We start from the raw sequence: 24,189 nt of genomic DNA, 5'->3' as shown, positions 1-24,189 counted from the left end.
TTCAGGTCAAACAAACTTCGCACTAATCGTTCCCAGATCCTGATAACGGATATTGATCGAATCACCCCGATTGACAGTCACAGCGGCGGTGATACCTCCTGTCATAATGAAGGTACCCGCAGGGATCTCTTCTCCTCGCTCTCCCAGCATATTCGCCAGCATCGCAACTGAAGCAGCAGGGTGTCCCAGTACAGCCGCACCTGCACCAGTAGCCACCACTTCACCGTTGATCTCCATCACCACACCTAAGGTGGTCACATCCACATCTTCCAGACGGGCCATACGACCGCCCGTGATAAAACGGGTCGAGCTGGAGTTATCCGCGATGACGCTTTTCAGGTCGAACTTAAAGTCCTTGTAGCGCGAGTCGATCACTTCCACGGCAGGAATGATAAAGTCCGTGGCGCGCATCACATCACCAATGTGAACACCTGGGCCTTTTAAGGGCGCTTTGGTGACAAAGGCGATTTCCGCTTCGATCTTGGGATGGATGAGTTCATCCATCTTGATCTCGCCGCCTTCCGGCACACTGAAGTAATCGACTAAGTAGCCGTAACATGGGTGTTCCACACCCATCTGTGCCATCTTCGCCCAAGAGGTGAGGCCCATTTTCATGCCCACGATCTTATGGCCACGGGCTTCTTTACGACGCCTCACTTCCCACTGCACATCAAAGGCATCTTCGTAGGTCATCTCGGGATATTTTTCAGTAACCTTGGTGATTTCGTAGGCTTTCAGTTCTGCCTCTTCACAATAGGTGGCCAGCTCTTCAATTTGTGCACGTGTTAGATTTCCCATTACTTGGCTCCTTGGGCTTGTTTCTGTTTCGCCATGGTGAGGGCAAGGTCTTCGATCATATCTTCCTGACCACCCACGGTGCCGCGACGACCGAGTTCTACGAGGATGTCACGAGCTTGAATGCCGTATTTCTTCTCAGCACGTTGAGCGAAGAGTAGGAAGGAGGAATAGACACCGGCATAGCCCAGCGTCAGCGCATCTCGGTCAACACGAATCGGTTGATCCATCATCGGAACGACCAAGTCTTCGGCCACATCCATGATCTTGTAGAGATCGATTCCGGTGCTGACCTGCATGCGATCCAGTACGGCGCAGAAGACTTCTAACGGCGTATTCCCTGCCCCAGCGCCAAGACCTGCAACCGAGCCATCGATACGTGTGGCACCGGCTTCAATCGCCGCCAGTGAATTGGCAATACCCATGCCTAAGTTATGATGACCGTGGAAGCCGATCTCGATGTTAGCCGGCAGTTCAGCTTTGAGTAGGCCGATTCTGGCGGTCACATCATCCGGCAGCATGTAACCGGCAGAGTCGGTGGCATAGATACAGTTCGCACCGTAACCGACCATCAGTTTGGCTTGTTCGAGGACCTTCTCGGGTTCAACCATGTGCGCCATCATCAGGAAGCCCACGGTGTCCATGCCCATGTTGGCGGCCATGCCAATATGCTGTTCGGATACATCGGCTTCAGTACAGTGGGTGGCGACACGAATGGTGCTGACACCGCAGTCTCTCGCCATCTTTAAGTGATCGACGGTGCCAATACCGGGTAATAGCAGTGCCGAGATTTTGGCGTTTTTCATCTGTGGGATGACCGCCTTGAGGTATTCCTCATCACTGTGGGCAGGGAAGCCGTAGTTGACTGACGCACCGCCGAGACCATCACCGTGAGTGACCTCGATTAAGGGCATCCCCGCTTCATCCATCCCTTTGGCGATTGCGACCATCTGTTCAATGCTGATTTGATGACGTTTGGCATGCATCCCATCACGCAAGCTCATGTCGTGCAGGGTGACTTGTTTACCTTGTAAGTTCATTGTTGTTTCTCCCCTTAGCCACGTGCCGGTAATGTAATCACGCCATTGGCGGCTTCTTCAGCAAACATCTCGGCGGTACGAAGACCCGCAGCGGTCATGATGTCGAGGTTGCCTGCGTATTTAGGCAGGAAGTCACCAAGACCTTCCACTTCCATAAAGCAAGACACGCGATTGCCGTCAAAGACCGGGCCATTGACCAAGCGATAGCCGGGAACGTATTTTTGTACATCCTTCACCATGGCATGCACGGATTCGGTGATCGCGGCTTGATCGGGTTCGCTCTCGGTCAAGCAGTGAATGGTGTCACGCATCATCAGTGGTGGTTCAGCCGGGTTAATGATGATGATCGCTTTGCCCTGTTTAGCACCGCCCACGTTTTCTACTGCACTGGCGGTGGTACGGGTGAACTCATCAATGTTCTGACGTGTTCCAGGACCGACGGATCGAGAAGAAACGGTGGCAACGATTTCGCCATAGGCAACGGGTTGGACACGAGAGACCGCCGCCACCATCGGAATGGTGGCTTGGCCACCACAGGTGACCATATTGACGTTCATCTCCAGGTTTTTGGCATGATCCGTAAGGTTTACCGGGGGCACGCAATAAGGGCCAATCGCGGCGGGTGTTAGGTCGATCATGATCACGCCCAGTTCATTCAGCTTGCGGCTGTTTTCGGCATGCACATAGGCGGAGGTGGCATCAAAGGCGACACGGATATCGTCTTCAATCACGTGAGGTAAAACGCCATCCACTCCCGTTGCACAGGTTTTAATGCCCATTGTGGCCGCACGCTTTAAGCCTTCGGATTCGGGGTCGATACCGACCATCCACACGGGTTCAATCCATTCTGAACGCTGCATTTTCATCAACAAGTCGGTACCGATATTGCCGGGACCGATGATGATCGCTTTGAGTTTTTTGCTCATGGTTAAATTCCTGAATTAAGTCGTGACACTGAGTCAATAAAATACTGAGTCGAGACAACAGCATTCCGATTAAACAAAGCGCACAGAAGCCTTGCCGATACCACCGATACTCAAGCTCATAAAGTCCCCTGCCTGAACAGGTTCTAGGGGGACTAATGAACCGGACAGAATCACTTCACCCGCTTTTAGTGGAATACCGAAGTGACCCAAGGTATTGGCTAACCAAGTGACACAGTTCACTGGGCTGCCTAGAGCAGCCGCACCGGCACCGGTGCTGATCACGGAGCCGTTCTTTTCCACCACCATGCCGCAAGTGGCTAAATCGACTTTGCGTGGATCAACAGCACGATCACCAAGAACAAACAGACCGCAAGAGGCGTTATCCGCGATAGTGTCTTGGATTTTGATCTGCCAGTTCTCAATGCGGGAATCAACCACTTCAAAGCAAGGCATCACGCATTCAGTTGCGGCCAAGACATCGGCATTGGTAATACCCGGGCCTAGCAGGTCTTTTTTCAGGATAAAGGCGATTTCGCCTTCAGCACGCGGTTGCATTAAACGCGTGGAGATCGGCATCTCTTCGCCTTGGCTAAAGGCCATGGCATCGGTCAGGTAACCAAAGTCCGGTTGATGCACATTCAGCATGTTCTGTACCGCTTTGGAGGTCACTCCGATCTTTTTACCAATGATGCGCTCACCCGCGTCTAAGCGACGCTCAAGCATACGCAAGGATATGTTATAGGCATCATCGAGGGTGATTTCACTGAAGCGTTCTGTCAGAGGGCGCAACGCTTTACGCTGTACCATCGCGTCAAAGAGTTCATCACCGCAGGCTTGAATCTGTTGCTTGTCCATCGTCGTGATCCTTATAGCTTAATGCAGATATTTTTTAGCTCGGTGTAAAACTCCAAACCATGGACACCACCTTCACGGCCAATGCCAGACTGTTTTGCGCCACCGAAAGCGGTTCGTAAATCACGTAGGAACCAAGAGTTCACCCACACCAAACCGGCTTCAATCTGTTCAGCCACACGAATGGCGCGCGAGGAGTTTTCAGTCCAAATGGCGGCCGCCAAGCCGTACTCCGTATCGTTGGCTAGCTGAATGACTTCTTCCTCCGTATCGAAAGGACGAATATGGCAGCACGGGCCAAAGATCTCTTCACGAATCACACGCGCATCATCGGCTAGACCTGTCCAGATGGTCGGTTCAATCCAAGCACCGCCGTTTAGTTCTTCGCCCATATCCGGAATACCCCCACCGATTTCAACAGTGGCGCCTTCTTCCAAAGCTAGGTCATAGTAGTATTTCACTTTGTTGCGGTGTTCTAAGCTGACCAGCGGACCAAAGTTGGCGGCGGGATCTTCTGGACGGCCCAGTTTCAGCTTAGCGACCTGCTCTTTCATGCGCTTGAGAAAGGCGTCATACACAGGACGTTCGACGTAGACGCGCTCAGTGCCTAAGCAGACTTGACCGCAGTTCACAAACGCTGAACGCATGGTGCCCTCAACGGCTTTTTCGAGATCACAATCAGCAAAGACGATTCCTGGATTCTTTCCGCCACACTCCAAGGATATGTTGCGCAAACCCACGGCTGCCGCTTTCATAATCGCTTCACCCGTGCGAGTCTCTCCCGTAAAGGTAATGGCATCTATCAACGGATGGGTCGTTAAAAACTCACCCGCCGAGTTGGGTCCAAACCCATGCACAACATTGAATACACCCGGTGGAACACCGCACTCATTCATCACCTCTCCTAACAGCGTGGTTGTCGCAGGTGTTTCTTCGGACGGTTTTACCACCACGGTATTACCACAGGCCAATGCAGGCCCGACCTTCCAGGTCATTAACAATAACGGAAGGTTCCAAGGCGAAATCACGGCGATCACCCCTTTAGGTGTCCGATGGCCAAGATTGATCGCACCTAACTGATCAGGCGTATCTAAGCGAAAGGCCTCCGTCGGATGATTCGCCAGGGTTTCCGAAAAGGCTTTAAAGTTTGCAGCACCACGCGGAATATCAATATGGCTGGCGATTGAATAGGGCTTACCTGTATCGCGACATTCGGCCTCTAAAAACTCATCAAAACGTTGATTAATGCGTTCCGCCACACTGTTCAATAGCTCTATTCTCTGAGTCTGGCTTAATTGACCCCAAGGACCTTTAAGCGCCGCTTTCGCGGCCCTCACCGCTTGATCCACCTCGTCAAGGCCCGCTTCATGCACCAAACCAATCAGGCTGTTATCCACAGGACAACGGTTTTCAAAGGTTTTTCCACTCGCGGAGCCCACATAGGCTCCGTTGATGAAATGTTTAAATTCATTCATCGTGCTTTCTCGCATACAAACTAAAAAAAGTGCTAATCGTTTGGCATTAGCACAGACTAGGATCAGGTCAACGCCGTTAAGAAACGCTCGTTCAGTTGACGATCATGGTAGAAAATCGCTTTTCCAAGGTCTTCCGCTTTCCAAGTCACCGTCTCGTGATCAGGGTAGTGATAATCCCCCCCAGCAAAAACCTCATTACGATTACCCGATGGATCAAAGAAGTAGATTGTTTGACCATGCGTTAAGCCATGACGGGTTGGGCCAATATCAATTGACGTGTCTGTCATTGAAATAAGATCGGCGGCTTTGAGCACATCCTGCCAAGTTTCAAGATAAAAAGAGGCGTGATGGAACTTGTTCTTTTCTGCATGTTTAATAAACGCTATGTCGTGTGCTTTCATTGATGCGGTTAAAAACAGCGCAACACGATTCTGTTCAGGGTCAACGACTTGCTCAGCCAAATCAAAGCCCAGTACATCTCGGAAGAGCGTCAGGTTTCCTTCAAGGTCATCACCGTACAACAAGCAGTGATCGAAGCGGTTGGCTTGCATCCCTTTTAAGCCGCGTGGCCAGGCCTCTGGATTAACGCTGCTAATTCCCCACTTGCCCGTTTGCTCTTTGGTGGCAAAAAGTTCAAAGGTATGACCCGTCGGCGCCACAAACTGCATGCGACGGCCGCAATCTTTCAAATCGCCGGAGGGTAATTCGGTTACAGAGATACCCAAGGCGCGGATTTCTTCAGCTAGGGAGTCCAGAACGGCTTCGTTTAGGCATTTAAACCCCATAAAATCCATCCCCGGCTCATCGGACTCTCTTAGAATGACCGAGTACTTATCCACTTCTGTCCAGGCTTTGAGATACACGCGTCCTTGGTCATCGGAATCCATCTCAATTAAGCCCAGTAGGTCAACATAGTGTTTACGGGCTTCTTCAAGATCCAATACACGAATTTGTACATGTCCTGGACGCATTACACCTTTTTTCATGATCGTTTCCTCTTATATTTGTTATGTCACGCTGTTTTTATATAGATAAATCGTTGAAGTGGTCTGACTCGATAACCAAATCACTTTCAGGGAAGACTCGACATGCCAAGACATAGCCTGCTTCTGCGTCTTGTTCAGTAATGTGAGCTTTGCTCATCCGTTTAGCGCGAAAACTACCTTGCAACACTCTGATTTTGCACATCCCACAGCCTCCACCTCGACAACCAACCTGAATAACCTGTAGGCAAGTTTTTTCCATGGCATGCAGTAACAATTCACCTTCAGGCACTGCAAACTGTTGTTGGCGATTCGTGACTTCAATCTGATACTGACGGGTTGCATTCATCTGATCAGACCCCCATCACTAAATGCGCTTAAACAGTGCTGATCGAGTTTCAGACTCAGCACCATCTGCAGCGGTCAGGAATTTCTCCATATGGATATCTGCTTCAAAGACACGCCCTTGCATCAAGGCGCTAATAGCAGAATCGATCATCGGTGGAGGGCCGCACAGATAGGCTTTATGGCCTGCAAATTTACCGTCAAAATGATCAATAGCGGCTTCATGAACATAACCCGTAAAACCTTGCCACTGATCTTCAGCCGCAGGGGCATTTAAAGCCGGGATGTAATGAAAATTACTGTGTTTTTCAGCCAGCTCGGTTAACAGATCCCGGTTATAGAGCTCAGACAGGTTTCGTGCGCCTTGGAACAGATAGATTTGACGTGTATCGCCCTGCTCCAAGAGATTCATAATCATCGACTGAGGGCTGGATAAACCCGATCCCCCAGCGATAAAGATCACATCTTTAACATCCGACTTACGCACAAAGAACTGCCCGTAAGGACCTGACAGTGACAGCTCATCACCCTCTTTTAGGGTTTTATGCAACCAGGTCGTCGCCGCACCACCAGGTACTAACCGCACATGGAGCTCGACAATTGATGAATGAGAGGGCGAGTTAGCAATGGAAAAAGCGCGACTGCCTTCCACATCAGGTATTTCCAGATTGATATACTGCCCCGCTTGAAAGGTGATCGGATGATCCAATTCAAGCGTGATCCCTTTAATAGTGGGGGATAAATCATCAATCTTGATCACTTTGGCGCTAAAGTCTTCAACCGAATAGCCTTCAAAGTCGGGATCAACATCGATATCCGCTTCTATCACTAGGTCAGATTCCGGAATGGCACAACAGGCCAACACTTTACCTTCGTCACGCTCAACATCCATTAAGGCAAAGGGTGATGCATTGCCTAGATCCGCATCCCCTTCCACCACTTGAACTTTGCAGGTGCCACAAGTGCCATGACCACAGGCAAAGGGTAACCAAACGCCTTGACGGAGCGCAGCATCCAAGATGGTTTGCCCCTCTTCTACTTCGATCACATCACCCGTAGGTTCCACTGTCACTTCGTACGTCATGACCTGCTCCTTAAACCGCTTTGCCCTGGAACCCTGTCAGCTCAGGTGTTTGGAATCGCAATACCGATTTATGACCGACACCTTGTGCTTTTAGTGATTGATTCAGATCGGGAGTAAAAGGCTGGTTATCTAGCAACCAAGTTGTCGTTTCCCAATTGATTTTGGAAAACTCTTCATGCAAGCCGAAGGCTTCGGGCATGACTTGGTCACGTAACTCGGCAAAGGTCATGGTCGGCGGCAGTGCATAAGCAAAGGGCGCACAGAACATCAAATGACGATCCCAAGCGACATACACAATTTGATTTCCGTGAAAATTTTCAACTCTGTCCCGTGCCTGCACTTTGTAGTCAGGCGTAATGGCTCTTACTGACATAATCGTTTCCTATCTCTGGAGCCACCGAGGTGGCTCACATCTTGAATGACTCTGAGGAGAATTAAGCGACACCCTTCCACTCTTTCCAGCGCTGCTCATCGGGTGAACCCTTAATGTCTAAGTTGTCAGCGCCAAGGTTCAGTTTGTAGTAGTCGCGCAGTACTTCTTCCACGCTGGCACCACCACAGTTTCCTTGATAAATCTGATGCACGGGCAACCAGGACTGAACATACTTTTCAGGTTCTTCATCAAAGATGTGTTTGCAGCCATCAGAACAGAAGTGGTATTTCTCTCCTTCGTAATCGCTTGAGCGATAGGCAATTTGAGTTGGATCATCCATCTCGGTAAAGCCCATCGGAATCTGACAGGTGGTACAGAGTTGCGGCAGCGCCTGGCTGTAGAAGCGCTTACCTTCCGCTTCCATTTTCTTCGCCAGCTCCCAGCGGGGACGATAGTATTTGTCAAAGGTATCGGGGTATTTTTCACTCAACCAATCCAGCTCTTCATCACTGGGAATCCAGGTATGGAAACCAGCGGCATGGCCGTAGTTGTAGAAAATCCACCAAGCTTGATGCGAGATGTGCTCCTTCTCTTTTTCAGTGACTTCAACAAACTTCGGCATGCGGATGCCGTAGCGAGCTAAGTCTTTGAAAAGCGCACCACCGGCTTCTTCAAAGTAGACTTCCCAGGCTTCTTTCCAGGACATCACTTTGTTGGGCAACATGTAGTCCATCATCATGGCAACAATGGATAGCAAGCGCGTGCCACGCCAGAACCATTTATCAATCCACTTCTGCACAATCGGCACGTTGTCTTCGTGTTGCTCCAGCAGGAACTTGATGATTTCCAGACCTAGAGTCATATGACGTGCTTCATCGGATTGAGCGGAGAAGCCGAACGTACAGGTGGCCATGTCGCCGTTATGCGCCGCACCCGACATGAAAGGAACGAACAGCAGGTTGGTTAAGACATATTCAAAACTGAAGCTGATGGCAATCAGGAACTCAAATGGTCCCGCGCTGCGCGCATCGTCAAAGAAGGATTTCGGCACTGACAAGTACCACACGCGATCATGCATGTGCGTCCAATCTTGAAAGCCATCAAAGTACTTGTTGTAATGGCTCATGGCGTGAATTTGCGTTTGAACATGACGCAACTCATCGATCGATTGCATCTGACAAGCCACGCGTGCACCCGCACCACCAAACTGACGACCGACATGGGCATAACCTTGGTAGGCTTGATACTCTAAAGGAGACACACCGGTTAAAAAGATTTTAATGGCATTCACATAACGCGCATCAGTCACATTTAAATGGCCATTGTTTTGTGCAAAGGCATCGAATATGGCGTAGAGTTTTTTCTCCTTTTCAGCCTGATATTTCCAGTAGGCATCCATGGTTAATCTGAAAGGATCTTCCCATTTAGACCAATCCGTAATTTTAATGCCTTCAAACTCTTCATAAGGAAATGCTTTTTTACGATCTGCGTAAGAGTATTCCCAGTCAAGATCTCGTGTTAATAATCTGTACTTATCTTTTAAGTTAAGCTTTTTAGCTGACATTTTCTGACCCTTTTTATTTTAATAACAATCAAACATTCCAGCTTAAACTGAGCTGATCATCATCTTCGTCGACATTGCCACCCAGTGTGATGAGGTTGAGATGCAACTCTTGAACATCCCAGTCACGCCCCATTTTTTCTTCAACGGTTTCGCGCTTAACGACCAGAGAGTTTTCATTCTCGATGCGAATCATGGCGGGTTGATGAATGACGGTTGCATCCGGGTTGTCTTGTTCAATCGCTTCAATGATGTAACGCGATTCGTCGTTGTCTTGTAACGCGATATAGACTTTGGACATGCTACTAAACCCCTTAGGCTGTTATTCCGGCTTTTTTAATGCGCTTTTCAAGCTCTGCGACTGCTAAATCAAGCGCTTCTGGTTCAAGCAGTTCGTGAATAACAGGTCTCAAGGCGTCCCGCACTTTCGACTGCCATTTATCAGTCCAAGCATGCAGCATGGCCTTATTCTCATCCGATTCTGAAGCGACCGTTTTTAGGACAGAGTCGAACCATTTACTCACATCCTTGTTCCAGGCCTGCATAAACTCGGTCAACATAGCGATGTCACGACCACCCATCGATGCGAGTTTGCCGTCAAGTTGTTCGTAGAAAAGGTTGAAAACTAGGGTGTCCATTACGAGGTTCTGCGCCAGCACTACCTCGAACCAATCTTCAACGGTCGTCATCTCCTCGCAGAGCGCACGCATACCCTGCCATGCAGGATTTTCCATCCAGTGCTGCTTGGATTCGATTAAGGATTGACCTGTATTACCATCCAGCATGAGGCCGATACGTGATACATATTGAGCAATACCCAGACGATCCATGGCGTTATATAACAAGGCTTGAGTTATGGCTGTACCATAACCAAATGCACAGCCATACATATTGTTTAAATTAGCGGTGTTTTCGATATGTCTTAGGGGTATTAAATACGTAATTAGCAAGTTTTTAACATCATCACTTAAATAGTCTGCCAAGTTACGTTTTTCAAAAAAAGCATAACTACTTTCAGCGGCTTCTTGCATTTTGGCACGCTGTTGAACATAGGCACCATAATAGAATTGACGAGGATCTTTTAGCGCATACCAATCTTCCATCACGATTTTGGTACGGTTTTTATCGTTCAACTCAAATTCAGGTTGCCATAATGGCCGATAATGAAAATTTGTTTCTGCTTGCAGGTCATAGGTTGCTTCCTGATAACGTGAAGCGGGTTTATCACCAAATCGACGTTCGATATTGGCAAAGGTATTACGCACTGGCTCCAGTGTTGACGTTTTAATTTCAATGGTCATAAGCGTCACTCAAAGTTGATGTTATTTTTATTCAACAGAACGGTTGTGATTTTTGCTCATTAGCGTGTCTTCGCCATAGCGCCACTTTTCTAACTCAGCATCAACTTCAGCCATCTGCTCATCGGTCATGTGAATGACATGATTATTCTTGCAGAAGGCCTCAAATGCGGTCGGTGGCATGATCAGCTCGACAAAAAGAGAGGGATCTTCGATTGCAAAATCGAATTCGACAAAACGGGCACCCGGCTCACTACGAACTCGAATGTATTTTTTTAGGCCATCGACACCTGTTCGAGGACGGGGTGAAGGGTTGTGATAAACATGCAAATTTGGCATTGCGTAACCTCTGACTTTTTATCTTGTTATGTCGTCATTGTCAGAAGTACTAAAGCAAGGGCTGTGCCATATCCTCTTCATGGCTCAAATGCAGGTCATGCATATATCTAATCAATTGAAATATAAATAAAAAAGCATGGATCAAAAAAATCGCTCTACCCTTTTATCAAAAAGAGTTAGGCAAGGTCGATGGTTTAAAGGCGAGGACGTTAACCAAATGATTAAGTGATTTTTTAGGCATGATCATTTGATCAATAGCCGTCTGATACTCACACAATATGAACGACTTGCTAGTCGTATTATTCTGACCCATCAAACTTGTCTAAGATCTAGCAAAGAAAGAGTCTAAATTTGAATGCTCTTCCCAATAATCACCAATAGGAAGAGCCTCATTCGTTAATAGTGGCGATAGTGCCTCGTATTAAGTTGACCTAAGACACACTAGCGCTTCTTTCCACCCCCCTGACGTGCTTTGAAACGAGGATTGCTCTTACATATCACGTAATAGCGACCTCTTCGTTTGACAACTTGGCAATCAGGATGGCGTGCTTTGGCGGTTTTGAGTGAGCTGACAACCTGCATGATTAAATCTCCTATTAAGAACGACCAAAGCGTTTGTTGAAGCGGGCAATACGGCCCTCATTGCTGACAATCCGTTGCTCACCTGTGTACATGGGATGAGAGGCACTGGAGATATCTAAGTTGATAACAGGATAGGTTTTACCATCTTCCCAAACAATTGTGTCTTTGGACTGGCAAGTCGATCGAATCCTGAACATTTTGCCACAACTGGTATCCCGGAAAATCACATAATCATAAGCAGGGTGGATAGACTTTTTCATTACAAATCCTATGTTATATCATAACTTAAGTGGCGTTAAAAAAATCAGGGAGAGGCCCCTGATTCTTCGAATAAAACAAAGCAATTAACTAGCCAACCGCTTTGTCGTATAGCTCTGACACTCGAGGCCAATTGATCACATTAAAAAACGCCGCTATGTACTCAGGACGTTTATTTTGGTATTTCAAATAATAGGCATGCTCCCAGACATCTAGACCCAATATTGGAAATTGTCCATCCATCAGTGGGCTGTCTTGATTGGCACTGCTAGTAACGCTCAGCGTTTTATCTGGATTGACCACTAACCACGCCCAGCCACTGCCAAAGCGCTTAATAGCGGCCTCAATAAATAACGTTTTGAAAGCTTCAAACGAACCGAAGGTAGCCTCAATCTCGTTCAATAACACCCCTTCAGGAAGTCCACCTCCATTTGGCGACATTACCTCCCAAAACAGACTGTGATTTGCATGCCCGCCACCATGATTTCGGACGGCGGTTTGCAAGGTTTCAGGCAGTGAATAACAACGTCTCACCAACTCATCCAAAGCATAGACTTCAAAGTCTGTCCCTTCTATTGCCGCATTGAGTCCATTTACGTAGGTTTGATGATGACGCGAATGATGAATTTCCATCGTTAACGCATCGATATGGGGCTCAAGATCAGCGTACTCATAGGGTAATTTCGGTAACTCAAAGGCCATACTCAACTCCAAATCTAAACATAATAACAATCATTATTATTTGCATTAAATAGAAAAACAACTATTATTTGCAAACTTGTTTTGAATACCCTCCATTACTGAGGTGAGCTATGGCAGATCTAGCGCTTTGGAAACACATCACGCAACAAGCAAATATCGCCTTTAAGAGTGAAATCTATGCACATGCAGAAGTACTTTACCTTGATGCAATTGAGTTGATGAAAACAGCTTATTCAGAGCGAAACCTGTCTAGCACAGATGATAAACCTACGATGATACACATCATTTGTCTTTCGATCAGTATTCAAAATCTTGCGGATGTCTATGCAAGACAAGCACGCTGGCCTCGTTGTTTTTCCACTTTAGAGCGTTATCTCAATCTCTATGAAGAGGCTGCATCCGATGCGCAGGATGACCCCAATCTTGCGTTGGCATTTCTTCAAGAAAGCTGTCGATTGAGACGAGAGCTTTTCAGGCACAGAGCGTGCGAAAAAACTCAGCATGACATCTGCGCTTGTACTTGCCATCAAGATGAAAAGATGACCGAAAGAATTCTGCATTAAAAATGCAAACAGAGTCATTATTTGCTTTTTAAACATAACCTTACGATGAAGCGAGACCCATATCTGAAAAGGATTTCCAGTATGCAGACAAAAAATGGATGTAACAAAACGTCTGTGTTTTAAATCCACCACCGTTACAAGATGGCTATCATGACTTTTAAGAAAAAACACCCGTTACTGCTGCTTTCACTCTCCCTTGCTCCAACAATGACGTACGTTACACAAGCGCATGCCGACACCCAAATACGTGCCGTTCTACCCACCCTCATGGTCGAAGCCCTAGAGGAGAATGACCCCACACGCACCTATGTCGACTACCAGCAGGCCAGCGTGACACGAAACAATTTAGATAAGAAACAAATTCCACAAACAATTGACACACTGGATGTTCAGAAATACAAACTCTACGGGTCCAATGATCTAAGCGTCATGCTTCAAGGAACCCCAGGGGTCTCTACATCGTACGACATGCGCGGTGATGGCATCATGTTACGTGGATTCAGTGCAGACACCGGGGATATTTACCGAGATGGCAATAGAGAAAGTGGCCAAGTTCGCCGCAGCACCGCCAATGTAGAACGTATTGAGATACTTAAAGGTCCTGCATCTGTCCTCTATGGTCGCAGTGGTGGCGGCGGAGTGATCAATATGGTCAGTAAATCAGCCAACTTTGAGTCCAAAAGTTCTATAGGAGCTTATGCAGGCTCTTATGATAACCAAGGGGTTGTCGTCGACATTAATGAAGTCATTTCCGATAATTGGGCTGTTAGACTGACAGGCGAGCATGGCCAAAGTGAGAGTTTCAGAAGCGGGATAAAAAACGAAATTGAAATGCTGTCTCCGAGCATTACCTACGACAACTACGAAGGACTCACCTGGACGGCACAGTATACCTACGACAAATTGCACCGAATCCCAGATCGCGGGCCTGCCTTTGAAAATTTACCGGATGGTACCTCGATCAAAACCGGATTTGCACAACCCGGTGACTTTGTTGATGATAAGTTGCAAGTGCTTCGCTCTGATTTGAAGTACCAACTTAATGACCAATGGCAGATGCAATGGGCTGCTAGTTATCGCGAAGCCTATCAAAACTTCGATCATTTTTATTTAGGAACCTATTGCGCCAGCGAGTCAACCGTAGTCAGAACTGGCGGTAGCTGTGTAGGCCATGTTGGCGATATCAGCCAAGTGTATTATTGGCAAGAAACAGCTAACACAACCTTCAGCAACAATCTGAGCTTGCTGGGTGAGTTCATGACAGGTTCGTTAAAACACCGTTTAACCCTCGGATTTGATTATTCCATCGAACAACGAGAACCCAAACTTGCCAATGAAAACAAGGATAGGTCCCCCATATTTGGATATGTAAACCCCTTAACGGGTGAAAGATCCAGCTCTAGAGGCTCAGGAGATCTAGAGATACGAACACACAATTACTCCAAAGGCACCAACTACGGGCTGTTTGTACAAGATTTAATTGGACTGACCGATGATCTCGATCTAATGCTGGGTGTTCGTTACGATTATTATAAAAGCCTATCGGAAAATCGCTTGCTAGCGAGCAGTAATCCCAACTTTGAAAGAAGCATTGATGACAGTACCTTTAGCCCGAATATTGGCGTTGTTTGGCGCCCTTTCCAAGATCACACACTGTATGCCTCCTATAGCCGAAGCTTTGCTCCTTTTGGAGGACGCGTCGGTGTCAATCCAATCAGCGCCAACCAAAACCTTGAACTCTTTGACGCCGATCCGCAATTTAACGATCAATATGAAATAGGCATTAAAAGTGATCTCCTGAATCAACGTCTAAGCACACAATTCGCAATCTATGACATACGGAAAAACAACATTCGCTACCGTCCAGATCCAACCAATGACCCTTATACTTGGGAAGTACAAGGACAACATCAGTCTAAAGGCCTTGAACTCAGCTTTATTGGACGCCTCACCGACCAGCTCTATGTTCGAGGCGGTTATGGTTACAACGAGGCATCCGTAAAAGAAGACAAAGCCACGCCAGCGAACACGGGAAAAAGTTTAGCCGGAGTCGCACGAAACACTGGAAACCTCTTTCTGCGATACCTGCCTAACGAACACTCCTACGGCGAAATTGGGGTAACGCATGTCGGAGATTCATGGACGAACTTAAGCAACACCACTAAATTAGATGGCTTTAACCGTGTTGATGCTGCGGTAGGGTACAACATAGATAATTGGCGCATGTCACTTGCCGTCAGCAACTTACTGGATAAGGAATACTGGCGATCCAGCGCAATGCCAGGAACACCAAGAAGCCTACTCTTTCGTGTGAACTACGCGTTTGATTAAAGCTTAGCGATTACAACTCGATTAGAAGTCACGGACATCACTGATGTTCAGTGGCTTCTAATCAATATTCTGTGTGACAACACCTACACTCTCTTTACAGCAAAATATCAACCAAGTTGACGAGAAACAAACACACTCCAGTGATAATAATAACAAGCCCTACCGCTTTTCTGATCTTCATCAACACGCTTAGTCACCCCAACGCACTCATGCCCAGTCAATCCTTGAACACAAAAGATTATATTTAATACAAATCATTATTATTTGCATTATTGTAAAAAACAACTAAAATCGCGCAATAGACTCATTTAGTTTTATTAATTGAGCCTTGAGCGGACAATTTTCAAGTATTGATCTGGCGCATCTCCCAATCGCCTAAAGCCTACTGACGGAAATCCCGCTTCGCCAGCCAGTGCCAGCCTCTCCTGAATTTAGTACACAACGCCTTCTCAACAAAAAGGATGTGTGACAACTATTGTTAGTCGCATTTTTATTCCCCATTAAAAAAACATAGAAAGGAACTCCAATGCAAAACCATCTATGCTGCAAGATACACACCTGCAAACCCAGCCCCTTAGCCTTAGCGATCGGCTCTGCCCTGTCACTCATGGTGACACACGCTTATGCACAAACGGACAACGTTCAGCTACCGACACTGGAAGTATCGGCAGAATCAGAACAAACCTATCATGTTGAGAAATCAGCCAATGTGAAACTCACACAGGATCTCGTTGACACACCAAAAACACTGACGATTGTTAATGACGTATTGATGCACGACCAAGGAGTGACCAACCTTCAAGACGCTTTACGCAACGTCGCAGGTGTCTCCACTTTTGCGGCTGGAGAAGGTGGAGGGGGGAACGTCACCACAGGCGACACAATTACTATTCGTGGATTTGATGTTAACGGTAGCATTTACACTGATGGTATTCGGGATCTTTCAACCTACAGTCGCGATATTTTCAATACCGAGCAGATCGAAGTTGCGAAGGGGTCATCCGGGAGTCTATACGGGAAAGGATCGGCCGGCGGGACCGTTAATCTAGTGACAAAAAGCGCACGTACAGACCGCAACTTTAATACGATTAATCTTTCATATGATCAAGGTGAGTTAGGACGAATTACCGGTGATTTTAATCACCAGCTGTCAGATGACAGTGCGCTTAGAATTAATCTTTTGGCACAAAGCGGTGGTGATTATCTTGGCAATGGCGAAGAAGATTATCAAACTTTAGCCATCGCATCCTCTTACTTCCTTCAGATCAGTGACAAAACAGACTTAACACTGAACCTGTTTCATATGCAACAAGACAACACACCCGTAATGGGTCTTCCTTTTGTGAATGCAGCGGCGGCCGCGCAGTTAGGCATGCCCGAAGGGCCTATATCAAAAAGCAATTGGGGCAACTATTACGGTGTTAAAGGCCGTGACTTTGAAGAAGTCGATGCCACAAGCCTAACGGCGATCATCAATCACGAAGTCAATGATGCCTGGAACCTTCGCAGCCAAACGCGTATTGGAACCAATGAACGCCAATCCATCACCACCCGGCCTGCCCTTTTAAATCTCGGTAATAACAGTGCACCGAACTATGATGGCAGCGTCAATGTTTCACCTTTCATGGCGCAGTTTAGTGAAGACAAACTCTTTGTTACTCAATTAGATGCCATTGGAGAAGTGTATACAGGCTCGGTAAAACACGACCTCGTTGTCGGGGCCGAAGTCTACCGAGAAAATAAAAAAATCCCAGTTATCGACACTTCGGGCATCACACTTTCTGCGACTAGCGTCGATCTAAATACCCCCGACAGTGTCACCGCCACAGGAAGCTGGCAAAAAGATGGCTACTCATCCGACACCACCGCGAAAGGTATAGCCGCCTACTTTGCAAATACAGCCACACTCAATCAATATCTACAATTGAGTGCTGGACTGCGCTATGAAGACTTCACGGCAAAGGGGTACAAAACCTCGGGGGGGCAACAAGTTCATGCAAAAACAGATGCAGACTTAATCAGTTGGCAAGCAGGCATCAACTTTAAACCTCTGCAAAATGGCAGCCTCTATGCCTCTATATCGAACTCAGAACAGCCCAATGCCACTGACCTTGTCTTACAGGGTAACGCCAATACAGCCGATGCCTATGCAAAGCTTGATCCACTGGAGTCCGTCACAAAAGAAATTGGAACCAAATGGGTCTTCTTTGATGATCGACTTTTGTTAGGCGCGGCCCTTTTTGAAACAACGAAAGACGTTTATGACACCGTCGACAATCAGATTACAACGTCTGGTGAGCAGCGCAGCCGTGGTTTTGAATTAAGTGCAACCGGTCAATTAAGTGATGAACTGAGCCTTATTGGAACCTATACTCGGCAAAATGCCAAAGTTACAGAAGATGCGCCAGCCGCAAATGGCAATACGACTCTCGGAAACGGCCTAACGGCAGCCCCCGATCAATCTGCCAGTCTCTGGATGACTTACGCTAAAGGCCCTCTCACCTTAGGCGCTGGAGCCGAATATAACAGTGGCAATACATACTGGCGCCAGCAACGTGCCTTCTATGAAACCGGCAGTGTCACGCTGGTGAACGCAATGGCCAGTTATGAATTCACCAACCAGCTTAAAGCCCAGCTCAACGTGAGCAACCTAACGGACAAGGAATACGTAACGGATTACAGTGCTCGCGGTCATTTTAAGCCAGGGGATCCGCGTAATATAAAACTCAGCCTCAACTACAATTTTTAAAGATTAAGAATCCAATCAAGCCATCCATGGAGTAAAACATCCTTGATGGCTTGAGCACGAACATTCAAACTCAATCGACAGGAATCCAACACGTGCTGCTGCATTTACACAATATTCTTACTGCCGAAGAAGCCCATAATATCAAATTAGCACTATTAAAAGCCGAATGGCAAGATGGAAAACTTACGGCTGGCAATGCCTCTCGTCAGCAAAAAACCAACCTACAACTTGACCCACGCTCACCACTGGCCGAACAGCTGGGTAATGCAATTCTACAACGACTGGGGCTACGAGACGATTTTATGGCCGCGGCACTGCCTGCCAAGATCTTCCCCCCCATGTTCAACTGTTACTGTAATGGAGGTGAGTTTGGTTATCACATCGACAATGCTATCCGCCAAGTTCCCAACACTCCTGTGAAAATCAGGACAGATCTATCCATGACACTGTTTCTAAGCAAGCCAGATGAATACGAGGGTGGCGAGCTCATCATTGATGATACCTTTGGCACGCAATCCGTTAAGCTCCCAGCGGGAGACTTGGTTCTCTATCCATCAACAAGTCTCCACCGAGTGACACCCGTGACCAAGGGCCACCGCATCAGCTGTTTTTTTTGGTTACAAAGTTTAATCCGAGATAATGAGCAGAGGCGAACGCTGTATCAGCTAGACCAAAGCATCCAAGGCCTACGCCAAAACACACACGAGAATGAACACATTACCCGCCTTATCGGTGTATACCATAACTTGCTCAGGCAATGGAGCCAAACAAGTTGAGACTTAATCACTGGTTACTCCTAGCCCCCTTTATTTGAAAAGGCCCTAGGAAAATCATATAAACAGACTGTTGATATATCGGACACACGGGCACAACCACAGAGCGCCATGGTTGCTTCGAATTCATCTCTTAACACTCTTAAAATATGCGCAACACCCAAGGGACCAGCAACCGCTAATGCATAAAGCACATATCGGCCGAGAAGCACAGCATCCGCTCCAAGAGCAATGGCTTTAAAAACATCACTGCCTCGTCGAATACCACCATCGACTAAAATGGGGAATCCCTTTGGCAGCACCTGACGCATTAAAGGCAATACCTCAAGACTTGCAGGCTGCGTATCCAGGACACGACCACCATGATTCGAGACAACAATACCTCTTACACCTAGATCAACAGCGTTTAGTGCGTCTTCCGGATGCATTATGCCTTTAAGAAGAACAGGCAACTGCGTGTGCTCAAGAATCGAAGTTATGGTTTTCCACGTCGGTGCTGTTTTCATCCAACACTCAAAGACAGAATCGCCTTCTCTAAGCTTAGGCAGATGGTTTAAGTTGACGGCGCAAACATCCGAAGGCAAGCGAAACCCCGCTCGTTGCTCATCATGGCGCACACCATTAAAGGGTGCATCCACGGTAACGATTAGCGCTTGGTAACCAGCCAGCTCTGCTCGATTGATTAGGTGTAAGGTGTCACTTAGATCGGGTTGGCAATAGAGTTGAAACCAACGGCAACTCTCCGATGCAGCGTCAGCAACGGCTTCAATAGAAGTACTCGAAAGTGTCGACAAACAAAACCCAACTCCCTGTGCTAAAGCCGCTTGCACAGTGGCAATTTCGCCCATGGGGTGGACAAGACGCTGATAGGCTAAGGGGGCAATGAGTAGAGGGTACTTCAGTGATTGTCCGAATAATTGCGTTTGACAACTGCCCTGACCGAGCCCTTCAACTAATACACGCGACTGCAATAAGCATTGATCGTATGCACTTGTATTGCGTTGTTTGGTCAAGCCATCCATTGATGAGCCTGAAATATATGCCCAAAGATCCGGTGGTAAATGTCGTTTGGCTTCTATTTCATAGTCACTCAACGAGCAAAGAGAATTCGGTATCCTAGACATAGTACATCCAAAAGGGTTAAATCAACGCAGCCTGTATAAAAAGGAACCCGCGACAACACCCCAGTGCTGCCACGGATTGAGCGTTGAATTCATGAGGATGAAGGGAATCATGATTTCAGCTTACCTAGCTGATCGACATAGTAATGCAAATTATTTTCATTAGCAATTAATTAAAGACCTTTTATCGCTTTTCCTCTGGTCTTAATATTTCTCTGATCCAATCGCTGTATACCGATCTATTACTCTCATCTAGGCGTCACCATCTTAGGTCTGTATTATTTATCGACGTATTGGCTTTACCGCATAGGAATTCGATTGAACACAACTGACACTTTGACACTGCCCAAGTGGCTTATTCTTGTATCCTTTATTGCAGGGATGATGCTCGCCACCGCTGTTCTCAATTACCCCAATGATGGCCGCATCAATGTTTTCTGGATTCTGTTGCTTTGGGTGGGCCTCCCTTTGCTGGGCTCGATCCTATCCACCCTACAACTGGTAAGGGGCGTGAGAAACAGTTGGCTTACTCAGATTCTGAAGCCCTCACGTTACTGGCAACCAAAACCGATCCAAGCTTGGTGGATTATTAGCCGACTGCAAGGGTTATGGCTTGTCTTTGGGATCGGGACGCTCAGCATGTTCACAATCCAGCTGTTTATATCCGACCTTGCCTTCGGTTGGAGTACGACCCTACTGAGTTCGTCTGATGCCCTATTAAAATTGATGCAACTTATCAGTACGCCTTGGGCAGCGCTCTGGCCTCAGGCGGCTCCCGACCTCAATTTATTAGACACGACGCAATTTAACCGTATCGACGCCCATACCACATCCTTTCAAGACGCTAGCCGCTGGTGGCCATTTATCATGGCGAGCATCATCACCTACAATCTGTTGCCGAGAAGCCTGTTAGCGATTGCGACCTACGTAAAGTGGCACCGACTCCACTCATCTGAGTTAAGAATTGCGCCCACTCAAGCACCTGCGGCATCGTCTCAAACCCTGGCTCCTCAGCCATTCGACCAAGCCTATCATCTGGACGACTGGCACGCTGCGACATGTGTGTACTGGCAAATGTCAGCGCCCAACAATAGATATTCATTGGGGCTGAACGATTGGAATGAGGATCAACGTGTCTGGAAGGAGCTTATGGATATGTCGCCTCATTCAATCTTGTGGAAAGTGAAGTCAAGCTGCACCCCCATGGCTGAGCTGAGTGACTGGATAACCGAAGCCAACAGCAAAGGAATTAAGCAAGCACTGCAGGTTCATCACTCCAATCCGGAGACGGATCGTCACAAACTCAGCTGGCAAGCCTTTGCGCAAAAACATGCACTTGTTTGGATGGAGCCCTCTACATGAAACCCTATCCTCATTTTTGTGTCGTGGGTCATCCCAATCAAGGTAAGTCATCGATTGTCTCGACACTGGTCGAAAATGCCCATATCCGCATTGGAGTGGAATCTGGCACCACTCAAAAAGCCGAGCGCTTCGAATTTATTATTCAAAATCAGGTATTGATGGCGCTGACGGACACCCCCGGATTCCAACGAGCGCGACAAGTCTTAGCTTGGCTAAACGAGATCCCCGTTTCACCCGCCCAACGCCCAGAACGTATTCAAGCATTTCTGAACGAACCCAGTCATGCTCAACGCTTCCCTGATGAGGTTGAACTACTTACACCCATTATGCAGGGCGCTGGCATTTTATACATCACGGATGCCGCCAGCGACTTAACCGCAGCAGACGAGGCTGAAATGGAGATTCTTAGATGGACGGGGCAACCGCGCATGGCAATTATCAACCCCATAGACCCCGCCCATCAAGATCCAAATTGGCAAGTCACCTTGAATCAATTTTTTCAATGGGTACGTGTCTTTAATCCCATGACGGCCACCTTGCCAACGCGGATCGCCTTACTCAATGCAATGGCTGAATTATCACAAGACTGGACGCAAGCGATTAAACGGCTGAATCAGCGGCTTATTGAACGTGACCAAGCGCGGATTGAACAAGTCAGCTTGCAGCTTGCGGAATATTGGTGCGAACAAATCAGTTACCGTTTGGCCATCACACCTTTAAACTCCGTCTTACCTACCCCACCAGAAGAGTTGTTTCAACAACATCTAGATCAGTCTGAAACACACTTTTTTGAACAATTACTCACACAGTGGGGACATGCGCACGCACATACAGAAAAAGAGCGTCTATGGCAGGCACAAGACAGTTCTCTCATGAATACAGAGCGCTGGTATCTTTGGGGGCTCAAACAAAAGGAACTGTTGATAATCAGCGGAGCCGCTGGCATGGCTACAGGCGCCGTCATTGATTTGGGCTCAGGGGGTACATCTTTAATGCTGGGCGCTGTTTCTGGAGCCATTATTGGTGCATCAAGTGGATGGTTAGCCAGTCAGCACCTCCCGAAAAAAGTGTTTGGATGGTTGCCTTTATCAAAGGAAAAGCCATTTATCGGCCCCGTGACACATCCAAACTTTCCATTAGTGGTCATGGCTAGGGCGCTGACGTTTACTCAAAGAGTTTGGTTCAAACCCCATGCAGAGAGAGGTCAGCTTGAATTAACATCTCAGGCGTCCGACTGGTCTAAATCGGACCAAATACAGCTGCTGCAATGGGCAAAAGCCCTGCAAAAACAGCAATGGAAAGACAAGCATCAACATCAACTCACGCAATGGATTAAAAACGCCTTACATGAGACCTTAACGGCTAAACTCGCTCAGGAGCAAGAAAAGGTCTGGACGACCGATCCCTAACAGCAAACGGGACATTTACAAGACGCCAAACATTGAAATTTCCAAATGTTGCCATAAAACAGAAAGCACTTTATCGGCCTCATAAAGCGCTTGCTGTTTTCGAATCAACGTCTAAGCATGAATCGCGACCTTAAGCACTCCATCTCGCTGGTGCGAGAACAAATCGTACGCCTCCACAATATTGTCCAAAGAATAATGATGCGTCACCATCGGAGACAAATCCAAACGCCCTGACGAAATGGTCTGCATCAAACGGCGCATACGCTCCTTACCCCCAGGACATAAAGATGTCACGATTTTATGGTCACCCAAGCCTGCACAAAAAGCACCCAGTGGAATCGTTAAATCACTTGAATACACGCCTAAGCTTGAGAGTGTTCCACCTGGCTTTAGGACTTTTAATGCAGCTTCAAAAGTTGACTGCAACCCCAAGGCTTCAATTGATGCATCGACACCCCTTCCCTGAGTAATCTTCAAAATTTCGGCCACCACATCGACCTTCCTAAAATCCAGCGTCACATCGGCTCCCATTTTCACAGCCATTTGTAACCGTTCATCGACACCATCGACGGCAATGATTAATCCAGCTCCTCGCAGACGCGCACCAGCTGTTGCACACAAACCTATCGGTCCCTGAGCAAAAACCGCAACCGTATCCCCTATCTTAATATTGGCAGACTCAGCGCCAGCAAATCCGGTGGACATAATGTCAGGACACATTAAAACCTGTTCGTCAGTCAACCCATCAGGGACGGGCGATAGATTGGCTTGAGCGTCAGGAACCAACAGATACTCCGCCTGAGAGCCATCGATCGTATTGCCAAAACGCCATCCCCCCAGCGGTTTATAACCATGGTGGTGATGCCCCCCATCTTGAGAAGAACAACCGTCCTGACACGCGTAGGATGTAAAACTTGGGCATATCGCACCCGCGATGACCCGCTGCCCTTCTTGATATCCTTGAACATTCTGGCCCAGCTTTTCAATAATGCCAACTGGCTCATGGCCAATCGTCAGCCCCCGTTCCACAGGGTATTCCCCTTTTAGAATATGGACATCTGTGCCGCAAATCGTTGTGGTGGTAATTCGAATCAGCGCATCGTTCGGACCTATCTCAGGAATTGGCTTATCTACAATTTCAATACGGCCGGGTTCAACGAAAACAGCGGCTTTCATCATAACTGACATAATCACCTCTTTTTATTGTGGCTTTATACCTTAAGTAAAGCAGAGTTTGACAAAATCACCTCAAAAAAATTGAAATAGAT

Annotated in this window: 24 protein-coding genes; 6 read left to right on the top strand and 18 right to left on the bottom strand. The window is 47.4% G+C overall.

Features of this window, described 5'->3' with window-relative positions; all coding sequences use genetic code 11:
* Positions 1 to 6: 6 nt before the first annotated feature.
* From dmpH to F5971_RS07605, 16 genes are all read right to left on the bottom strand, one after another.
* Positions 7 to 798, bottom strand: coding sequence for a 2-oxo-3-hexenedioate decarboxylase (gene dmpH / locus F5971_RS07680; RefSeq protein WP_193494597.1), 792 nt, complete (start codon positions 796 to 798; stop codon positions 7 to 9).
* Positions 798 to 1,835, bottom strand: a complete 1,038-nt coding sequence (gene dmpG, locus F5971_RS07675; RefSeq protein ID WP_193494596.1) for a 4-hydroxy-2-oxovalerate aldolase — start codon at positions 1,833 to 1,835, stop codon at positions 798 to 800. Before dmpG ends, dmpH begins: the two co-directional genes overlap by 1 nt.
* A gap of 14 nt (positions 1,836 to 1,849) precedes the next feature.
* Positions 1,850 to 2,761, bottom strand: coding sequence for an acetaldehyde dehydrogenase (acetylating) (locus F5971_RS07670; protein ID WP_193494595.1), 912 nt, complete (start codon positions 2,759 to 2,761; stop codon positions 1,850 to 1,852).
* Between the two features lie 69 nt (positions 2,762 to 2,830).
* A complete protein-coding gene (gene dmpE / locus F5971_RS07665; protein WP_193494594.1) occupies positions 2,831 to 3,616 on the bottom strand; it encodes a 2-oxopent-4-enoate hydratase in 786 nt (261 codons plus the stop codon).
* Positions 3,617 to 3,627: 11 nt separating this feature from the next.
* Positions 3,628 to 5,088: a 2-hydroxymuconic semialdehyde dehydrogenase gene (locus F5971_RS07660; protein ID WP_193494593.1), complete on the bottom strand. Its 1,461-nt coding sequence runs from the start codon at positions 5,086 to 5,088 to the stop codon at positions 3,628 to 3,630.
* 62 nt (positions 5,089 to 5,150) lie between these two features.
* On the bottom strand, positions 5,151 to 6,074 hold the full coding sequence (locus F5971_RS07655) for a catechol 2,3-dioxygenase (protein ID WP_036508216.1): 924 nt from the start codon (positions 6,072 to 6,074) through the stop codon (positions 5,151 to 5,153).
* Between the two features lie 37 nt (positions 6,075 to 6,111).
* Positions 6,112 to 6,420, bottom strand: coding sequence for a 2Fe-2S iron-sulfur cluster-binding protein (locus F5971_RS07650; RefSeq protein WP_193494592.1), 309 nt, complete (start codon positions 6,418 to 6,420; stop codon positions 6,112 to 6,114).
* An 18-nt stretch (positions 6,421 to 6,438) separates the two neighbouring features.
* Positions 6,439 to 7,500 (bottom strand): NADH:ubiquinone reductase (Na(+)-transporting) subunit F, encoded by a 1,062-nt coding sequence (locus F5971_RS07645; RefSeq protein ID WP_193494591.1) that lies wholly within the window; start codon positions 7,498 to 7,500, stop codon positions 6,439 to 6,441.
* 10 nt (positions 7,501 to 7,510) lie between these two features.
* A complete protein-coding gene (locus F5971_RS07640; RefSeq protein ID WP_193494590.1) occupies positions 7,511 to 7,873 on the bottom strand; it encodes a phenol hydroxylase subunit P4 in 363 nt (120 codons plus the stop codon).
* Between the two features lie 61 nt (positions 7,874 to 7,934).
* Positions 7,935 to 9,437, bottom strand: a complete 1,503-nt coding sequence (locus F5971_RS07635) for an aromatic/alkene/methane monooxygenase hydroxylase/oxygenase subunit alpha (protein ID WP_036508205.1) — start codon at positions 9,435 to 9,437, stop codon at positions 7,935 to 7,937.
* A 28-nt stretch (positions 9,438 to 9,465) separates the two neighbouring features.
* Positions 9,466 to 9,735: an MmoB/DmpM family protein gene (locus F5971_RS07630; RefSeq protein ID WP_036508203.1), complete on the bottom strand. Its 270-nt coding sequence runs from the start codon at positions 9,733 to 9,735 to the stop codon at positions 9,466 to 9,468.
* Positions 9,736 to 9,748: 13 nt separating this feature from the next.
* A complete protein-coding gene (locus tag F5971_RS07625; RefSeq protein ID WP_193494589.1) occupies positions 9,749 to 10,735 on the bottom strand; it encodes an aromatic/alkene monooxygenase hydroxylase subunit beta in 987 nt (328 codons plus the stop codon).
* Positions 10,736 to 10,762: 27 nt separating this feature from the next.
* Positions 10,763 to 11,071, bottom strand: a complete 309-nt coding sequence (locus F5971_RS07620) for a phenol hydroxylase subunit (protein WP_193494588.1) — start codon at positions 11,069 to 11,071, stop codon at positions 10,763 to 10,765.
* A gap of 441 nt (positions 11,072 to 11,512) precedes the next feature.
* A complete protein-coding gene (ykgO, locus tag F5971_RS07615) occupies positions 11,513 to 11,653 on the bottom strand; it encodes a type B 50S ribosomal protein L36 (protein WP_036508197.1) in 141 nt (46 codons plus the stop codon).
* 14 nt (positions 11,654 to 11,667) lie between these two features.
* On the bottom strand, positions 11,668 to 11,913 hold the full coding sequence (locus F5971_RS07610; RefSeq protein ID WP_036508195.1) for a type B 50S ribosomal protein L31: 246 nt from the start codon (positions 11,911 to 11,913) through the stop codon (positions 11,668 to 11,670).
* An 88-nt stretch (positions 11,914 to 12,001) separates the two neighbouring features.
* Positions 12,002 to 12,613 carry a superoxide dismutase gene (locus F5971_RS07605; protein ID WP_036508193.1) on the bottom strand — a complete coding sequence of 204 codons (612 nt, stop codon included), beginning with the start codon at positions 12,611 to 12,613 and terminating at the stop codon, positions 12,002 to 12,004.
* Between the two features lie 110 nt (positions 12,614 to 12,723).
* On the opposite strand from F5971_RS07605, the gene F5971_RS07600 reads away from it, so the two are divergent.
* The 4 genes from F5971_RS07600 (at position 12,724) to F5971_RS07585 (ending at position 19,032) form a co-directional block, all read left to right on the top strand.
* Positions 12,724 to 13,176, top strand: a complete 453-nt coding sequence (locus F5971_RS07600) for a hypothetical protein (protein ID WP_193494587.1) — start codon at positions 12,724 to 12,726, stop codon at positions 13,174 to 13,176.
* A 150-nt stretch (positions 13,177 to 13,326) separates the two neighbouring features.
* Positions 13,327 to 15,507 (top strand): TonB-dependent receptor, encoded by a 2,181-nt coding sequence (locus tag F5971_RS07595; RefSeq protein ID WP_036508189.1) that lies wholly within the window; start codon positions 13,327 to 13,329, stop codon positions 15,505 to 15,507.
* 526 nt (positions 15,508 to 16,033) lie between these two features.
* Positions 16,034 to 18,256, top strand: coding sequence for a TonB-dependent receptor (locus F5971_RS07590; RefSeq protein ID WP_051514164.1), 2,223 nt, complete (start codon positions 16,034 to 16,036; stop codon positions 18,254 to 18,256).
* Between the two features lie 92 nt (positions 18,257 to 18,348).
* Entirely contained in the window at positions 18,349 to 19,032 is a 684-nt protein-coding gene (locus tag F5971_RS07585) for a Fe2+-dependent dioxygenase (protein ID WP_036508187.1), read from the top strand.
* A 20-nt stretch (positions 19,033 to 19,052) separates the two neighbouring features.
* On the opposite strand, the gene F5971_RS07580 is transcribed toward F5971_RS07585, so the two are convergent.
* Positions 19,053 to 20,153, bottom strand: a complete 1,101-nt coding sequence (locus F5971_RS07580; RefSeq protein ID WP_193494586.1) for an alpha-hydroxy acid oxidase — start codon at positions 20,151 to 20,153, stop codon at positions 19,053 to 19,055.
* Positions 20,154 to 20,468: 315 nt separating this feature from the next.
* Here F5971_RS07580 and F5971_RS07575 point away from each other — a divergent pair, with 315 nt between their 5' ends.
* Positions 20,469 to 21,512, top strand: coding sequence for a DUF2868 domain-containing protein (locus tag F5971_RS07575; protein ID WP_193494585.1), 1,044 nt, complete (start codon positions 20,469 to 20,471; stop codon positions 21,510 to 21,512).
* A complete protein-coding gene (locus F5971_RS07570; protein WP_036508181.1) occupies positions 21,509 to 22,921 on the top strand; it encodes a GTPase/DUF3482 domain-containing protein in 1,413 nt (470 codons plus the stop codon). The genes F5971_RS07575 and F5971_RS07570 overlap by 4 nt, the downstream gene beginning before the upstream one ends.
* A gap of 111 nt (positions 22,922 to 23,032) precedes the next feature.
* On the opposite strand, the gene F5971_RS07565 is transcribed toward F5971_RS07570, so the two are convergent.
* Entirely contained in the window at positions 23,033 to 24,109 is a 1,077-nt protein-coding gene (locus F5971_RS07565) for an NAD(P)-dependent alcohol dehydrogenase (protein WP_036508178.1), read from the bottom strand.
* Positions 24,110 to 24,189 lie beyond the last annotated feature (80 nt).

The sequence above is a fragment of the Nitrincola alkalisediminis genome, from assembly GCF_009821115.1.
Lineage (GTDB): Bacteria > Pseudomonadota > Gammaproteobacteria > Pseudomonadales > Balneatricaceae > Nitrincola > Nitrincola alkalisediminis.
Note: the sequence above shows the minus strand (reverse complement) of the source record. Positions and strands in the feature narration are given on the sequence as shown.

Bases quoted from the DNA above. Each gene is read 5' to 3' on its own strand.
- dmpH (WP_193494597.1), bottom strand. From the start codon at position 798: ATGGGAAATCTAACACGTGCACAAATTGAAGAGCTGGCCACCTATTGT.
- dmpG (WP_193494596.1), bottom strand. From the start codon at position 1,835: ATGAACTTACAAGGTAAACAAGTCACCCTGCACGACATGAGCTTGCGT.
- F5971_RS07670 (WP_193494595.1), bottom strand. From the start codon at position 2,761: ATGAGCAAAAAACTCAAAGCGATCATCATCGGTCCCGGCAATATCGGT.
- dmpE (WP_193494594.1), bottom strand. From the start codon at position 3,616: ATGGACAAGCAACAGATTCAAGCCTGCGGTGATGAACTCTTTGACGCG.
- F5971_RS07660 (WP_193494593.1), bottom strand. From the start codon at position 5,088: ATGAATGAATTTAAACATTTCATCAACGGAGCCTATGTGGGCTCCGCG.
- F5971_RS07655 (WP_036508216.1), bottom strand. From the start codon at position 6,074: ATGAAAAAAGGTGTAATGCGTCCAGGACATGTACAAATTCGTGTATTG.
- F5971_RS07650 (WP_193494592.1), bottom strand. From the start codon at position 6,420: ATGAATGCAACCCGTCAGTATCAGATTGAAGTCACGAATCGCCAACAA.
- F5971_RS07645 (WP_193494591.1), bottom strand. From the start codon at position 7,500: ATGACGTACGAAGTGACAGTGGAACCTACGGGTGATGTGATCGAAGTA.
- F5971_RS07640 (WP_193494590.1), bottom strand. From the start codon at position 7,873: ATGTCAGTAAGAGCCATTACGCCTGACTACAAAGTGCAGGCACGGGAC.
- F5971_RS07635 (WP_036508205.1), bottom strand. From the start codon at position 9,437: ATGTCAGCTAAAAAGCTTAACTTAAAAGATAAGTACAGATTATTAACA.
- F5971_RS07630 (WP_036508203.1), bottom strand. From the start codon at position 9,735: ATGTCCAAAGTCTATATCGCGTTACAAGACAACGACGAATCGCGTTAC.
- F5971_RS07625 (WP_193494589.1), bottom strand. From the start codon at position 10,735: ATGACCATTGAAATTAAAACGTCAACACTGGAGCCAGTGCGTAATACC.
- F5971_RS07620 (WP_193494588.1), bottom strand. From the start codon at position 11,071: ATGCCAAATTTGCATGTTTATCACAACCCTTCACCCCGTCCTCGAACA.
- ykgO (WP_036508197.1), bottom strand. From the start codon at position 11,653: ATGCAGGTTGTCAGCTCACTCAAAACCGCCAAAGCACGCCATCCTGAT.
- F5971_RS07610 (WP_036508195.1), bottom strand. From the start codon at position 11,913: ATGAAAAAGTCTATCCACCCTGCTTATGATTATGTGATTTTCCGGGAT.
- F5971_RS07605 (WP_036508193.1), bottom strand. From the start codon at position 12,613: ATGGCCTTTGAGTTACCGAAATTACCCTATGAGTACGCTGATCTTGAG.
- F5971_RS07600 (WP_193494587.1), top strand. From the start codon at position 12,724: ATGGCAGATCTAGCGCTTTGGAAACACATCACGCAACAAGCAAATATC.
- F5971_RS07595 (WP_036508189.1), top strand. From the start codon at position 13,327: ATGACTTTTAAGAAAAAACACCCGTTACTGCTGCTTTCACTCTCCCTT.
- F5971_RS07590 (WP_051514164.1), top strand. From the start codon at position 16,034: ATGCAAAACCATCTATGCTGCAAGATACACACCTGCAAACCCAGCCCC.
- F5971_RS07580 (WP_193494586.1), bottom strand. From the start codon at position 20,153: ATGTCTAGGATACCGAATTCTCTTTGCTCGTTGAGTGACTATGAAATA.
- F5971_RS07570 (WP_036508181.1), top strand. From the start codon at position 21,509: ATGAAACCCTATCCTCATTTTTGTGTCGTGGGTCATCCCAATCAAGGT.
- F5971_RS07565 (WP_036508178.1), bottom strand. From the start codon at position 24,109: ATGTCAGTTATGATGAAAGCCGCTGTTTTCGTTGAACCCGGCCGTATT.